This window comes from Paenibacillus sp. LjRoot56, from assembly GCF_964253335.1.
Taxonomy (GTDB): domain Bacteria; phylum Bacillota; class Bacilli; order Paenibacillales; family NBRC-103111; genus Paenibacillus_E; species Paenibacillus_E allorhizoplanae.
This window is the reverse complement of record NZ_CAXURV020000004.1, coordinates 1,120,297-1,135,141: the sequence shown is the minus strand read 5'-3', so window position 1 is coordinate 1,135,141 and position 14,845 is coordinate 1,120,297. Positions and strand designations below refer to the sequence as shown.

Below are 14,845 nucleotides of genomic sequence, written 5' to 3'. Positions count from 1 at the left end.
ACGGCAAGGGTTCAACGCTTGCGGTATTCCCTTGGAGTCAAGAGGTGGAACTCTTTGAACACTTTATTGAAATAACTCGCTGACCCGAAGCCACAAGTTAGGGCGATGTCCGTAATGGACTTCGCTGACGATTGAAGCATATGACCGGCATATTGAAGCCGTAACCGAACGATAAATTCATTCGGAGTTAAGCCCGTCACTTCTCTGAATTTGGTATAAAACCACGTTTTCTTGAGGAGTGATTGTTCAATCACAATGTCCATATCTATGTCCTCTGCCCAATGCGCCATGAGATATTCGATTGCCTGGATAATGCCGTGCGCGGAGGAATCCTCTTGCAGTTGATCGCGGTTATGCATCATATAGTACCTCTGCATGTGAACAAGCATTTGGATCATCAAAGTTTGTTGTTGAAGTTCCCAGCCGGGAAGTGCTTGCTTTGCTTCCTCGAGGGCTTCAATGGCCAATCTTTGCACCGCTTGTGCGTGGACCGAATCCGCAGGAATGAGAGGTGACGTATTCGTCATATAAAAAGGTGTAAGCAAGCTGGAACCTCGGGGTATGAAGCTGACAAAGGAGGGAGAGAAAAGCAGCATGATCCAGCGACTAGGCTGCCCCTCTTCTTGGGTTAGATTCCAATGCGGCTCAAAGGGGCGCAGCAGAAAGATATCCCCAGGACCCGCGTAATAGCAGGCTTCTCCGATCTTGTATTTCATCCCTTGGTCCAACGCTATGCTGACCTCGAGTGCATCGTGCATGTGTAATTCATGGTCAGTGAATTGGGCGAATTTCTCTTGGATCGTGTACCCGGAAGATAGGGGCAGGCGCTCATACTGCAAGGATGGATCACTCCTTTAAGGGGATTCATTGGATTAAGTATAACTTTTTTGAAAAAAGGAAAACAGCTGTATATTCGAACTTGGAGCTGGATGAGTATTCACCTTGTGCATGGAGATCGACCGAGTGAAGCGCACGAGCCGTTTCATTGCATAGCGCTTATTGGAGCGATGCAGTGGAACGGTTTTTGTTCGTTTGTTTGTTTGTTTGTTTGTTGAGGTTCGTAGTGGGGTATTGATTTGTACAAGTGGATGAGCGTATAGAGGAATTGAAGCTGGCTAACGGACACAACATACCTTATTTGCTCCAAAACAGTGGTTTTCAAGTTCTAACGGACACGAACGCCGTTATTCACTAGAATTTTGCTTATTTCATGCTTTCAGGTACAAATAACCGCAGTCATGTCCGTTAGATTCAGGGAAGACTCTTTCCAATCCAAATAGCGATTTTCATGTCCGTTAGGAGTTGAAAGAATCTGAATTAGAGATGCAAACCTTTGTACTCGCGGTGACGAAGGGCTATATAAAACCTAACGAGAACGCACCTTCATAGCAGCTCTCTAACTTCAAAACTAACCAAATGATTATCATCTGAGGTAGTGATTATTCCTGGTTAAAGAGACCTATTTTTACGATGAAAAGTTAATTTATGTAAAAATGATTATTGCCGCACCTGGTAATCACTGGATATAGTCGGATAGTGACTCGGATACAGGCTAGTTCCTCTTTGAAGCCGGGAGTAATAGGGATGAGGGGTGTCTAGTTAGCGGCGTACCATCACTTTAACGTGGTAGTATGAAGTAAATGTTAACGTGTTCATTAAGCAAGAAATTACTTGAAGGAGGAGATTCAATAATGAAAAAGCTTAAACCTGCACATACCCTTACGGCACTAATAACATCCTCACTGATTGCTGGCGTGTTGGTCATTCCTTCTGTCTTCGCAGCAAATCTACTCAGCGATAACTTTGATGATGGGAATGCAAACGGCTGGACCACGCAGAATGGCACCTGGACGGTCGTTCAAGATAATGGCTCTTATGTCTATCGTCAAACAAGCTCAAGTGAAGGTCGAGCCTCAGCTGGTACTGCGTCCTGGACGGATTATGCGGTTGAATCCAAAGTCAAAATTGATAATTGGAATGGATCCAATCGAGCGTATCTAGCGGGTCGCTATCAAGATGGAAATAACTTCTATGCGGCATCCTTGTATAACAGTAACGGAGGGAAGCTAGAAATTCGCAAAAAAGTAAGCGGTTCCACAACGACATTGGCAACATTAGATTATCCACTTGCAGTAGGAACTTGGTATACAGTCAAGCTAGAACTAGCTGGATCGACAATTCGTATGTATGTGAACGGGACCTTACAGCTTACAGCAACAGACACGAGCCTAAGCTCGGGTGGCATTGGTTTAGTTGGCTACAAAGCGGCGGTAAGCTTTGATGATATCCTCGTTTCCGATAGCGCTGGTTCAACATCGACACCGGCGCCGACAGAGTCTCCATCACCGTCACCAACAGCCTCCCCGTCACCTTCGCCATCAGTGCCACCAAGTCCGTCACCTACACCTCCTCCAACGGCAGGCGCGGTCTATGTGGATCCAAATGGCTCTGCAAGTAACCCTGGGACATTGACAAGCCCAACGACACTGAGTTCGGCGCTTACGAAGGTAGCTCCCGGCGGTGTCATTTATTTACGTGGTGGCACGTATAGTTACAACAGTCAAATTACAATTGATCGTGCGAATAATGGTACCGCAAGCGCAATCAAGCAAATCATGCCTTATGGAACCGAGAAGCCAGTCTTGGATTTCTCTTCACAGAGCTATAATCTAGCGGATGTATCCCTAAATGCAAGAGGATTGCAAGTGAATGGCAGTTACTGGACGATTAAGGGGCTCGAGATTAAGGGAGCTGCCGATAATGGTGTATATGTAGCAGGCAATAACAATCGTTTGGAGAATTTGGATGTCCACGATAATCGGGATACGGGCGTTCAGCTTGGTCGCTATGCGTCAACAGCAACTCGCAGTGAATGGCCAGCAAACAATAACATTGTGAACGTGTACTCGCACGACAATTTCGATCCCGATAACGGGGAAGATGCGGATGGGTTCGCTGCTAAGCTGACTACAGGACCTGGCAATGTGTTTGATGGTTGTATTTCATCTTACAACACGGATGATGGTTGGGATTTGTATACCAAATCAGATACGGGACCGATTGATCCGATCACAATTAAGAACAGCGTAGCCCATCATAATGGTCAAACATCATCTGGGAACTCGACAAGCAGCAGCGACGGTAACGGGTATAAATTAGGCGGGGAACAAATAGCAGTTAACCATATCGTTACGAACTCCGTGGCTTATCTTAATAAGAAACACGGATTCACCTTCAACAGTAATCCTGGCTCCATTACGCTGACGAATAATACATCATTTAGTAATGGTGAAGGCAATTTTACTTTTGACACCGGCACACATACGTTCACGAATAACTTGTCTTACAAAGGAACTTCGAGTGATAAAACGAGCGGAACAGATGTAGCTAGCTCGAATGTTTGGTGGAAAAGCGGGAAGAGTACCAATGCTGCAGGTCTCCTAGCGAGTGATGCAGACTTCGTAAGTTTAACGCCATCGCTCACACGGAATGCCGATGGGTCTCCAAATTTAGGCAACTTCCTGAAGCTAGCCACTGGCAGTGATTTAATCGGCGCAGGAACACCTAGCGGAACGAATATTGGCCGAAATTAACCAAACAGTAAAGTAGTAAGGCTGTATCTCTCGTAGATCTATTACAGAGAGATACAGCCTTTTCATGTTGTTTTGTACACGCTTCGGAAATGATTTGGCGTAATGCCTTCACTTTTTTTAAACAACTTAATAAAATAGCTTGGACTGTCAAAGCCCACTTTCTTAGAAATGTGGCTAATTTCGAGATCAGGATATAATTGAAGAAGTTCTTTGGCTTTATGAATACGATACTGATTGATGTAGGCGAATGGCCTTGTGCCTAACGTTTGTTGAAATAAAACACACGTATATTGCGGTGTAACTCCCAATTGATTGGCCAAATGCCGAAGTGTGAGGGGCTGAGCGTAATGCTGTTGTATATAGTCGATAACGGGTCTTAATTGCTCCAACTGCTCCTGATTAGAGCGAGTATCTGATGTGGACGTATATCGGAATAAATCCATAAGCAAGCCATACAGCAGATGGGAGCCATCATAGCTCGAGATCTGATTTCGGATACTGTATACATGATTGATTTCATTGATTCTGGCTTCGACGAGATCAGGCTTCGTCATGAAGAGGAGCATAGAGTTGTTAAATTGCAAGGATTGTAGAAGTCGCCCAGCAAAATCGCCATTGAATTCAACCCATTGTACCGTCCATGGCTCCACTACGGGATAATACCGGTGAGGGACCCCTGGGTATAGTAATATCCCCTGTCCTCTGGAGATCGTTAGTGATTTTCCTTCGATTTCAAGTATGCCTTGCCCATCAAAGCATTGAATCCATTGAAAAGCCTTGTAGCCATCCTTTCTCACTACGGGTGGCTGATTCACCCAGTAGCCCGTCGAGACCAGATAAAGAGGGAGTTGAAAGTCAATATCGGTCAGGACATGCCAGAAAAAGTGTTTCATTGTCATCAACCTCATTCTGCACATTAATATTGTTATACTATCATAAATATTCTTTGATTGTTGAAGGTTTTGTCCAGGGATATAATTTCAATAAAGTTATATAGTGTGTATTTATTTTTTGCAGCTTTAGGATTTGCGCACGATAATGCGAGGGAGAATGGTCATAACCTATGGGAAAAGAAAGCCAAAATAACAACAGAAATCATCCGCCTCTGCCATGGAATCTCGAATCACTGCATCAAGCGGCACATGTCGTATCCGTTCCTGAAATGGATGATGATCAGATCAAAGCCATGATGTATGAGGCGTTGCCTTACCAAGGCAAGCAAACACGTGTATTTGCCTATTACGGGATACCTGATACTGCATCGGGAGCTAAGGTGCCAGGTGTAGTCCTTGTACATGGAGGCGGGGGGACTGCTTTCAAAGAATGGGTAAAGCTGTGGAACGATCGAGGCTATGCAGCCATCGCCATGGATTTGGAAGGGCATCTCCCAACAGCAAAGAACACGGATGGTTTGTGGCCAGAACATGACTGGAGCGGACCTTCTCGGCAGGGCGAATTCGCGGATTATGCAAGCCCTGTGGAGGACCAGTGGATGTTCCACGCCGTTGCGAATGTCATCCTGGCACATTCATTTCTGCGTACTTTTGAAAATGTGGCTAGCGATCAAATTGGTTTGCATGGAATTTCATGGGGAGGAATCGTGACAGGTATTGCTGCGGGGGTGGACGAACGCTTTTCATTCGCCATCCCAGTCTATGGGTGTGGTTATTTATTCGAATCGAGCAATAAGTATGGAAAGAGCTTTCAGCAAATGCCGCCTTCTTATACTGAGAAGATTAAGCAACTGTGGGATCCTTCGGCTTATTTCGATCGCATTACGATTCCCATGCTATGGGTGAATTGGAGCTATGATCCTCATTTTCCGCTTCACTTATTTAGCAAATCGTATCAAGCATCGCGTAATGGAAATATGAATTCCAGCCTTAGCATTCATTTCGAACTGAGACACTCGCATGCAGCGGGATGGAAACCGCCAGAGATTTATGCTTTTGCGGATTACATGACGAAGGGGGGGCGCGCACTGCCACAGATTGTACGTGAACAAGTGAACGAGGGAGAAGTAGTAGTCGTATTTAGGTCAGAGCTGCCCATTGTGAAGGCAGAGCTGCGATATGCGACAGAGATATCAGACTGGTTTGAGATTGAATGGCTTACGAAGGAAGTACACATCGCATATGGTCCAAATGAAATTCGCGCGTTACTTGAGGAAAATACGTCTGCGTGTTTCATTCAAATCACAGATGAACGCGGTTATATCGTTAGTACGCCTGTGCATATCTTTACGCACCAGAAGTAGTCATTTTCAAAAGAAACACAAGTTAAGTGTAAAAAAATACATGTCCTTCGGTTATTTGGAAGATTAAGATGGGAATAACCAAGTGAAACTTGAGAAAATTTTGAAAAAGAGGTGGGCATATGAAACAAATATGGGGTAAGGTGTGGCTCGGTGTCTTGGCGATTAGCGTTATTTCAGGATGCAGCAGTGAAGCTACACAGAAGAGCAGTGAAGACACTGCAAAGGTTAATGAAAAGTTGAAATTCTCCATGTCACTAACAACATCTGGGAATAAATATGCCGAGAAATCAGCAGATGTCAATAAAGAAAAGTGGGTTATGAAGCTCGAGGAATTGACCAAAGCAGACTTAGATCTTCGAATGATTCCACTCAAAGATTTTGATTCCAAAATGTCCTTGATGTTTTCATCTAATGATATTCCTGATGTCGTGCAAAATGTTGGAGGTGCCACCACAAAAGGCATGTCCGGTTCTGTGGAAGCCGGTGTATTCATGCCGCTTGATGATCTATTGAAACAATATGCACCGAATATTATGAAAGCGGTACCGAAAGAGGCATGGCAAGAAACGAGCTTCAACGGAAAAATATATGGAATTCCCTCTTGGTTATCCAATCCATCCAGGCGTGCGACATTCATCCGAGCTGATCTGCTAGCCCAAACGGGTTTACCGGCGCCGAAAACGGTTGATGAGTTCTTGAATGTCATGCGAGCTTTTAAAAAGATTGGGGTTGAAAATCCCTACCAATTGCGTGAAAACTTCAAATATGCGGATACCATACTGGGAGCTTATGATGTCCTGCCGTCTCAATTTGAAGTACAGGGAGACCAAGTGGTTCCGAAATTTTTTGATGTAGAAAATATGTCGAAAGCGCTTCAAGCGTACAAAGCCATGTTCGATGAAGGATTAATTCCAAAGGATTTTGCATCCATTTCCTCTACAGACTATGGGAAAAACATAGATGCCGGCAAAGTCGGGATGTGGTCCGCCAACGCGGCGGGACTATCCAATTATCGCAATAAAGTGAAAACAGCAGTTCCGACAGCTCAAATTGACATTATTGCATCTCCACGTGGACCTGAGAATTGGGGAGGTCACATGCTGTATTCAAGTATTAACACATCCTACTACTTGAATAGTAAGGTATCGAAGGATAAAGCGATTAAAATCATTCAATTCTTTGAATGGATGACGACACCGGAAGCTGAGAAATATTTCTCTTTCGGCATTGAAGGCGAAACGTACACCATGGAGAATGGCAAAGTGAAGTTTACGCCGCCAACCAAACCAGAAGAGATCGATGAGGACGGATTCCGAGGCATGTTCTGGTTCGTCCATGATGCTAAATACAATAAGGCAAGAGAAGAGTTGACGCCTGAAGGTCGCGATATGATTCAATATTTGGATACCGTTGTTTCCAAAGAAGGTCTAGGATCGGTTCGTTTTGTACCAGGGCTTGAATCCTTCTCCAGATATCCTGATTTGGCGCCAATCGGAGATGATGTCGGTCCTAAACAGATCATTGACCATATGATCAAAATGATCTATGGCAAAGAGCCGATATCAGACTGGCCGAAAGTCATTGAAGAATACAAGAGCAAAGGCGGAAACGAGATCCTTAAAGAAGCAAACGAACGTTATAAAAAGGGTTCAGGTGTGATCATTTCTAGTAATCGAAAATAGCTGCCAAAGTGCACGATGGAAAGTATTTGTTTGGTCTTCCGAGCAAATACTTTTCCGTTCTTTATGCCCAAAGACAAGGAGGATGCATCATGAACACGAAACACCTCATCTCAATGAACTATCCGGCTTCTTGGTGGCGATCATTATGGCGGGAAGCACTGCCTTCTGGTAACGGTAGGATTGGAGCGGCAGTCTACGGAGGGGTTCACGAAGAGACAGTTCTGCTGAATCATGAGGATCTGTGGTGGGGTGGTGTAACGATGCCACTGCCGGATGTGAGTGACCGATTGGCAGAGGTAAGACGCTTGCTGAATGAAGGTCAGGCTCCAGAAGCAGACAAAGTGCTTTCAGATGCGCTGAAAGATCACGGTTACCAACCAAAACTGGCTTCCCCTCTACCACTAGGGGATCTTAAGATATTCATGCCACTTCGCCGAGCATTTCGCTCCTATAAGAGAACGCTTCAAATGGAAACCGGAGAAGTGTCCGTTAGTTGGACAGATGGGGATACCCGTTATGAGCGAAGGTTGTTCGTATCTCGCGCAGCGGATGCCGTCGTCATGGATATTCGCAAATGGGGACCGCATTCGATTGAAGCAAGGTTACGCATGCAGCTTCATGATAAACGAGATGTTCGGAGGTCAGGTATTGTGTTCCCCGAAGGCGAAGAAATGAAATCTACGGGTGACACCATTTATTATGCCGCTCAACATCCAGACGGGAGTGATTTCGGAGGGGGCGCCCGCGTCATCCATCAGGGAGGACACACAGATTATGGTCAGGAAGGCTTCACCGTGAAGAATGCGGAGTCTATGTTGGTCGTAATCAAGTTATTTACTGGGGGAAATAGACAAGCTGAATGGCGCAGATTGGATGAAGAGCTGAGCGGCCTTCCAATGTGCTATGATTCCTTGCTTTCAGCGCACGTGCTTGAACATGGCCGCTTGTTTCAGGCGATGGAGTTTGACATAGCAGCAGTAGGAAGGGAACTCTCCAACGAAGAGTTGCTGATGCAAGCCTATCAAGGAGAAACACCGGATGCGCTCATTGAGAAAATGTGGGCTTATGGACGATATTTGCTCATTTCTAGTTCGCGTGCGGAAGGGCAGCCCTGTCATTTATATGGTTTATGGTTTGGCGATTATGACGCTGTTTGGTCGTTTCACATGGTCAATGAAAACCTTCAGATGATGTATTGGCAGGCCTTGTCGGGCAACATGACTGAACTGCTGCTTGCAGTCTTTAATTACATGGAAAAGCTGATGGATGATTTCCGTGTCAATGCCAGACAGCTGTATGGCTGTCGCGGAATCTTTATTCCGGCTCCAAGCGTACCCGGCTCAGGGCTGCTAAAACATACATCCCCCCACATTATTCATTGGACTGGTGGAGCGGGATGGGTCAGCCAACATTACTATGATTACTACCTGCATACGGGAGATTTGGTATTTTTGCGAGAGAGGGCGCTGCCGTTTATGCGGGAGGTTGCTTTGTTCTATGAAGACTTTTTTACGATGGATGATGACGGATACTGGATGAGTTCCCCATCTAATTCACCGGAAAATACCCCAGGCAATTATTGGAAAGGTCCTGGCATGTCGATGGGAACGACTATGAATGCGACGATGGACTTTGCCATTGCTAAGGAGCTTCTGACACATCTGATTGAAGGGGCGCAGATAACTGGGATGTATCTGGAAGACATTTCGACCTGGCGGCAAATGCTTGAACGGATCCCACCATACCAACTGACGGAAGATGGAGCCGTTAGAGAATGGATGCATCCCTATTATGAGGAAAATGACCATCACCGCCATGAATCGCATGTATACCCTGTATTTCCCGGAACAGAAGTAACGCGTGAGAGTGATCCTATTCTTTACAAAGCTTTCGTCAAATCCATTGAGAAACGCTTAGGATTGGGACTGAAAGAACAATCGGGCTGGTCGCTGGCGCATATGGCGAATAATTATGCGCGAATGGGTCAAGGCGATTCAGCACTCGAATGTCTCGAAACATTGGCTCGCTCCTGCGTCATGAACAATCTAATTACCTTGCATAATGACTGGCGCGGTATGGGAATTGGTGTTGACATGGATTGGGCACCCGTGCAGCTCGATGCCAATATGGGATGGACATCAGCAATTCAGGAGATGCTGCTCTTCTCAATTCCCGGCGAGCTTCATATTTTACCTGCGCTGCCTGCCCGTTGGAGAAAAGGAAAAGCGGGTCCATTGCTAGCGCGTGGTGGAGTCGAGTGCACCTTAGAGTGGGACGTATCGGAGGAGCGGCTCGACATCGTGCTCCGCTCAACGCAAGGCTGTAAACCAATAGATCTATTATTGCCTGAAGCAGCTGTTGGACTAAGAGACAGCTCTGATAAATTTGAATTGAAGCTGAGACAAGTAGCGATCTCGGAGGCTCCGCTTCATTTATCAGTCATACTTAGGCGTGTGAGGCTTGAAGGATGAAAGTACTGATTGTGGATGATGAACCGATAATTCGCAGCGGGATGATGAAAATGGCACAACAATACACGCAACCGTTTCAAACGATTGAGACAGCGAATAACGGACTCGAGGCAATCGATCGGTTCAGCCAATTTGAGCCTGACCTACTCATTACGGATATCCGTATGCCCAAAATGGACGGATTAGAGCTTTGTCGGATCCTGCATACTAGTCATCCTAATTTGCTTAAGGTCGTCATTTCCGGCTATAACGATTTTGAGTATGCACAGAAGTGTTTGTCTTATGGGGTTAAGCACTATTTGTTGAAACCTGTTACACCGCCTGATTTACACGATATATTCGATCAGATTCTCAAGCTGCATGCGCAAAGCTGCCTATCGATTTCAAAATATGTAGAGTGGATTGAACGTATAAAAGGGAGTGTTTGGTCTCTGCAGATGGATGAAATGTCCCGACTCCTGGCGGAGTGGCGAGAAAGCTGCAGCTTGTTAACTATCAATCAATTGAAACATCTATTGGATGAAGTATTGCACCTATTGGACAACTATTTTCAAGAAAAGAAACAATTTAACATGCCAGGTTTGCAAGAACCGTTAAGTGCTGCTACAAGAGAGGACCTATATATCTTGTTTGAGTGTCGCATGAGAGCGTTGATGAAAGAACTACAATGTTCACGGCATGGTAATTACAAGGATCCGATGGAAGAAGCGAAGGTTTACATCGATACGCGATTATCTGTGGAGGTCACGCTAGCAGAGGTGGCGGATTTGATCGGGATTTCTCCCTCCTATTTCAGTACGTTGTTTAGAAAGATGACGGGCGAAACGTTTGTAAGCTATCGGATGAATAAAAGGATGGAGAAAGCGAGGGACTTGCTCTCCATTCCCCATAAACGAACGTTTGATATAGCCATTGAAGTAGGTTATGAAGATTACCCGCATTTTACAAAAACGTTTAAGAAAATTTATGGCGTGTCTCCGACAGAATACCGTAGCTCTATGGGGATTAAATGAGAAATTTCAATTTATATCAAAAGTTGTTTCTATCTTACCTCGTCGTCATTTTAATTTCATTAACCAGCGTTGGTTACTTTTCGTACAAAGCCTCTTCGCGTGAGTTGGAACACATTGTAGAGAAACAGTTGACACAAGTCGTAGGTAATGCAGTGTATCATACGGACTATTATATTCGCGCATATGAGCGCGCAATGGTGTCTCTCCTCAGCAATAACGATGTCAAACGATTCATTGATTTACCAGAAGGGGAGATCGGATATCCGTATTACGAACTACGTAAACTTGTCAAAGAAGTTGGCATCGAACCTATTTTTATAAGAAATCCAGAAATTACTGACATCTTTTTGATGAATTTCAATGGTAACGCCATGTATGTTTACAATGGGATTAACGCGGGTTCGTTCACGAAGGAGCAAATAAAAGAGCAGCTAGACTATTTCCGAAATAATACGACGGCGAATGGCAGTTTGGTCGTACTGAACCATAGTATTTTACCGGAGCAAACCAATCAGACACTGACACTCGTTCGCCGTATTCGCGGGCTTTCTTCGACTGAACTTAAGGGTGTTCTCGCCATTGAGTTGAGAGCCTCTGAGCTTTCTGAGTTATGGAAGGGCATTGATTTAGAGAGCGATGGTTATTTCTTTATTACCGATGGCAATGGGAACTATGTCTACCATCCGAATGCTGCGCAGATCGGCAAGGGGATGCAGGAAGCGATTCATCAACAGGTTATAGACGCTGGTTCTCATGCATTTACCTCTACGATTGATGGGAAATCACGCATGTTTATGAGCCGACGCTCCCAATATGGCAATTGGCGGCTTGTCGTATCCATGTCGGTAGATGAATTGCATAAACCAACAGACACGATTCGTACTACAACGCTTATTGTTGGCGGTTTTACACTCATTCTCGCCTTATGGCTTGCCATCAGGTTTGGTAAGTCGATCACAGGTCCGATACGCAAACTAAAAAGTGCGATGCGTGAAACGGAGAAAGGAAACTGGGTCATTCTACCGCTTCCCAATCACCGTGATGAAATTGTAGAGCTGATCAATCGTTATAATCTGATGGTCAGTCGACTAGCAGAGCTTGTTGATGAAGTCTATCAGGCCGAGTTAAGGGATCAGGAAAATCGAATTGAGCGTCAGAAAGCGGAGTTACAATCGCTGCAGCTTCAAATTAATCCTCACTTTTTGTATAACACGTTAGAAACGATTGTTTGCTATGCGGTTATTAAGGATAGTAAGGAAATCTATGAGATTGTGAAGGCAATGGCCTATATGCTTCGCTATTCTGTACAAACCCATTTGGAAGAAATAACGGTAGCTAATGAACTTAAACATGTCTTGCACTACTTACTCGTGATGAAACATCGGATCGGACGAGAGTTTGATATGGAAGTGGACATTGATCCGGCGTATTTGCTTCGTCATATGGTGCGACTGACACTTCAGCCGTTAGTAGAAAATACGTTTCAGCATGCCTTTGCGGACGGAGTGGAGGACCACCATTATATTCGTGTTCACGCGGGTGAAGACGATGCGCTCTTTTGGATCAGCGTAGAAGATAACGGAGTGGGGATTGAAGAATCGAGGCTGCGAGAATTGCGCGAGAAGCTTAGTGAAAACCGGCTTGCAGAGAGCGGGCGGACGAAAGGGATCGGTGGCATTGGTATCGTTAACGTGCACCGTCGAATTCAGATGGTGTTCGGCGAGAAGTATGGGCTGCAGATTGTCAGCAAGATAGGCCAAGGAACAAAGATTATTATGTTGATGCCAAAAAAATGAAAGGAGCTAATCGTATGGCTTCGAAAACGGACATCTCTGGCGAGAAACAGTTCCAGTTTGTGAATGCGCGAGCTCAGTGGGCATTTATTCAGAAATATTGGCCCTTATATGTGCTTTCAATTCCCGGACTCTTGTATTTTGCCTTGTTTAAGTATATCCCCTTGTTCGGTTCCTCCATTGCTTTTCAAAATTATAATATTTTCAAGGGGGTATCCGGCAGTCCTTGGGTAGGTTTGGCTCATTTCAAACGGTTATTTACGTATCCAGAGTTTCTGATCATTCTGAAAAACACACTGTTAATCGGTATGTATGATCTGATTTTTGCATTTCCAGTACCTATCATTCTGGCTTTATTGCTGAATGAAATTCGATTTAGTGGTTATAAGCGGGTGGTGCAAACCGTAATCTACATGCCGCACTTTCTGTCATGGGTCATTGTCGGTGGAATTATTATTGGGCTGCTGTCCCCGACGACAGGAATTGTAAATCAAGTGATGGGTTGGTTTCATATGGAGTCCATTTATTTTATGGGCGAGAGCAGTTATATCCGCTCTATTCTGATTGGATCTGGGATATGGAAAGACAGCGGATGGGGAACCATTATTTATCTTGCTGCAATTGCAGGCATTAACCCAGATTTATATGAAGCTGCAGAGATCGATGGAGCGGGTCGGTTTCGTCAGGTGATGTCGATTACCTTACCTTCCATTCTCCCTACGATCACCATTCTACTGCTGCTCCAAATCGGACATTTTATGGATTTCGGTTTTGAACGAGTTTATTTGTTTCTGAACCCTCTGAACAGCGAAAACGGAGAAATTCTGGATACCTATGTGTACAGAGCAGGTCTGGTTGATCGACAATATAGCTTCACCACCGCGATTGGACTTTTTAAGTCTTTTGTTGGTTTAGCATTGATCATGATCGGTAATACCCTGAGTAAAAAAACGTCGGGAGAGAGCTTATACTAACGTTCGTCAAAAGGAGGTCAGGGATGTGATTTCTACAACTAGTCAGCGAGCTTTTCAGGTATTTAACATGATGTTACTGTTGATGATTGGACTTACTATGCTGCTGCCACTTCTTCATGTGATCGCTCAATCCTTTAGCGACGCTGTTGCAATCAACAACAGACAGGTCAGCCTATGGCCGGTGGGATTCACACTTGAGAATTATCATATGATATTGAAGGATTCCACGATCTGGATGGCGCTGCGCAATAGTGTGACAATAACCATATTTGGAACGTTGATCAATTTAGCAGCTACATCAAGTCTAGCGTATCCGCTATCTCGTTCAGAATACGTATTTCGGAAACCTGCCTTGGTTTATGTTTTGATAACCATGATATTCCATGCACCTCTGATTCCGAATTATCTGCTATTGAAAAATCTGCATATGCTTAATACACTCTGGGTTTTAATGATTCCATCCGCAATTAGCGCTTTTAATTTGTTCGTTATGCGTTCTTTTTTCATCCATCTTCCGGTTGAGCTGTTGGATTCTGCCCGTATCGATGGATGTGGCGAGCTGCGGATGATATGGAAAGTCGTACTGCCACTGTCCAAACCGGTCATGGCAACAATGGGGATTATGTATGCGGTATCGAATTGGAATATGTATTCACAAGCCCTCTATTATATTGATAAACGCTCGCTAATTACGCTCCAAGTGCGGTTACGTGAGATTGTTATTACGGATAATATGGGATCATCGGATACAACCTCAGACTTGATGCTCTTGGTCTCACCCGAGGGACTGAAAATGGCTGTTATCGTCGTTGCTACATTACCGATCATGTTGGTGTATCCGTTCTTGCAAAAGCATTTCATGAAGGGAATGATGGTTGGGTCTATTAAATCGTAGGTAGAGCTAGGGATGGGATATAGTAAAATAACAAATAGGATCGTAAGAAAACATAATACATGGAGATGACGGCGAGACGTATAGTGTAGAAAAAAGTTACTTATGAATTATCACTGTGGTAAAATATTCACAAGGATTTTTTTTAACCTAGCGTACAAAGGGAGTGC

The 14,845-nt window shown here is 44.6% G+C and carries 10 protein-coding genes; 8 read left to right on the top strand and 2 right to left on the bottom strand.

What is annotated here, in order from left to right:
• Positions 1 to 11 precede the first annotated feature (11 nt).
• Positions 12 to 839, bottom strand: a complete 828-nt coding sequence (locus ACSQ8O_RS31035; protein WP_436244779.1) for a helix-turn-helix domain-containing protein — start codon at positions 837 to 839, stop codon at positions 12 to 14.
• 852 nt (positions 840 to 1,691) lie between these two features.
• Between ACSQ8O_RS31035 and ACSQ8O_RS31030 the strand changes: the two genes are divergently transcribed.
• Positions 1,692 to 3,593: a right-handed parallel beta-helix repeat-containing protein gene (locus ACSQ8O_RS31030; RefSeq protein ID WP_436244778.1), complete on the top strand. Its 1,902-nt coding sequence runs from the start codon at positions 1,692 to 1,694 to the stop codon at positions 3,591 to 3,593.
• A 62-nt stretch (positions 3,594 to 3,655) separates the two neighbouring features.
• On the opposite strand, the gene ACSQ8O_RS31025 is transcribed toward ACSQ8O_RS31030, so the two are convergent.
• Positions 3,656 to 4,486 (bottom strand): AraC family transcriptional regulator, encoded by an 831-nt coding sequence (locus tag ACSQ8O_RS31025; RefSeq protein WP_436244777.1) that lies wholly within the window; start codon positions 4,484 to 4,486, stop codon positions 3,656 to 3,658.
• 170 nt (positions 4,487 to 4,656) lie between these two features.
• On the opposite strand from ACSQ8O_RS31025, the gene ACSQ8O_RS31020 reads away from it, so the two are divergent.
• The 7 genes from ACSQ8O_RS31020 to ACSQ8O_RS30990 all read left to right on the top strand — a co-directional run bounded on the left by ACSQ8O_RS31020 (position 4,657) and on the right by ACSQ8O_RS30990 (position 14,678).
• Positions 4,657 to 5,850, top strand: a complete 1,194-nt coding sequence (locus tag ACSQ8O_RS31020) for an alpha/beta hydrolase family protein (RefSeq protein ID WP_436244776.1) — start codon at positions 4,657 to 4,659, stop codon at positions 5,848 to 5,850.
• 119 nt (positions 5,851 to 5,969) lie between these two features.
• Entirely contained in the window at positions 5,970 to 7,532 is a 1,563-nt protein-coding gene (locus tag ACSQ8O_RS31015; RefSeq protein ID WP_436244775.1) for an extracellular solute-binding protein, read from the top strand.
• Positions 7,533 to 7,621: 89 nt separating this feature from the next.
• Positions 7,622 to 10,003 carry a glycosyl hydrolase family 95 catalytic domain-containing protein gene (locus ACSQ8O_RS31010; RefSeq protein WP_436244774.1) on the top strand — a complete coding sequence of 794 codons (2,382 nt, stop codon included), beginning with the start codon at positions 7,622 to 7,624 and terminating at the stop codon, positions 10,001 to 10,003.
• Positions 10,000 to 11,016: a response regulator transcription factor gene (locus ACSQ8O_RS31005; protein WP_436244773.1), complete on the top strand. Its 1,017-nt coding sequence runs from the start codon at positions 10,000 to 10,002 to the stop codon at positions 11,014 to 11,016. Before ACSQ8O_RS31010 ends, ACSQ8O_RS31005 begins: the two co-directional genes overlap by 4 nt.
• Positions 11,013 to 12,812, top strand: coding sequence for a sensor histidine kinase (locus ACSQ8O_RS31000; protein ID WP_436244772.1), 1,800 nt, complete (start codon positions 11,013 to 11,015; stop codon positions 12,810 to 12,812). Before ACSQ8O_RS31005 ends, ACSQ8O_RS31000 begins: the two co-directional genes overlap by 4 nt.
• A 14-nt stretch (positions 12,813 to 12,826) precedes the next feature.
• Positions 12,827 to 13,783: an ABC transporter permease gene (locus ACSQ8O_RS30995; protein WP_436244771.1), complete on the top strand. Its 957-nt coding sequence runs from the start codon at positions 12,827 to 12,829 to the stop codon at positions 13,781 to 13,783.
• Between the two features lie 67 nt (positions 13,784 to 13,850).
• Entirely contained in the window at positions 13,851 to 14,678 is an 828-nt protein-coding gene (locus ACSQ8O_RS30990) for a carbohydrate ABC transporter permease (protein ID WP_436244984.1), read from the top strand.
• Positions 14,679 to 14,845 lie beyond the last annotated feature (167 nt).

Excerpts from the sequence above, each read along its gene's own strand:
- ACSQ8O_RS31030 (WP_436244778.1), top strand. The coding sequence starts at position 1,692 with ATGAAAAAGCTTAAACCTGCACATACCCTTACGGCACTAATAACATCC.
- ACSQ8O_RS31025 (WP_436244777.1), bottom strand. The coding sequence starts at position 4,486 with ATGAAACACTTTTTCTGGCATGTCCTGACCGATATTGACTTTCAACTC.
- ACSQ8O_RS31020 (WP_436244776.1), top strand. The coding sequence starts at position 4,657 with ATGGGAAAAGAAAGCCAAAATAACAACAGAAATCATCCGCCTCTGCCA.
- ACSQ8O_RS31015 (WP_436244775.1), top strand. The coding sequence starts at position 5,970 with ATGAAACAAATATGGGGTAAGGTGTGGCTCGGTGTCTTGGCGATTAGC.
- ACSQ8O_RS31010 (WP_436244774.1), top strand. The coding sequence starts at position 7,622 with ATGAACACGAAACACCTCATCTCAATGAACTATCCGGCTTCTTGGTGG.
- ACSQ8O_RS31005 (WP_436244773.1), top strand. The coding sequence starts at position 10,000 with ATGAAAGTACTGATTGTGGATGATGAACCGATAATTCGCAGCGGGATG.
- ACSQ8O_RS31000 (WP_436244772.1), top strand. The coding sequence starts at position 11,013 with ATGAGAAATTTCAATTTATATCAAAAGTTGTTTCTATCTTACCTCGTC.
- ACSQ8O_RS30995 (WP_436244771.1), top strand. The coding sequence starts at position 12,827 with ATGGCTTCGAAAACGGACATCTCTGGCGAGAAACAGTTCCAGTTTGTG.
- ACSQ8O_RS30990 (WP_436244984.1), top strand. The coding sequence starts at position 13,851 with ATGATGTTACTGTTGATGATTGGACTTACTATGCTGCTGCCACTTCTT.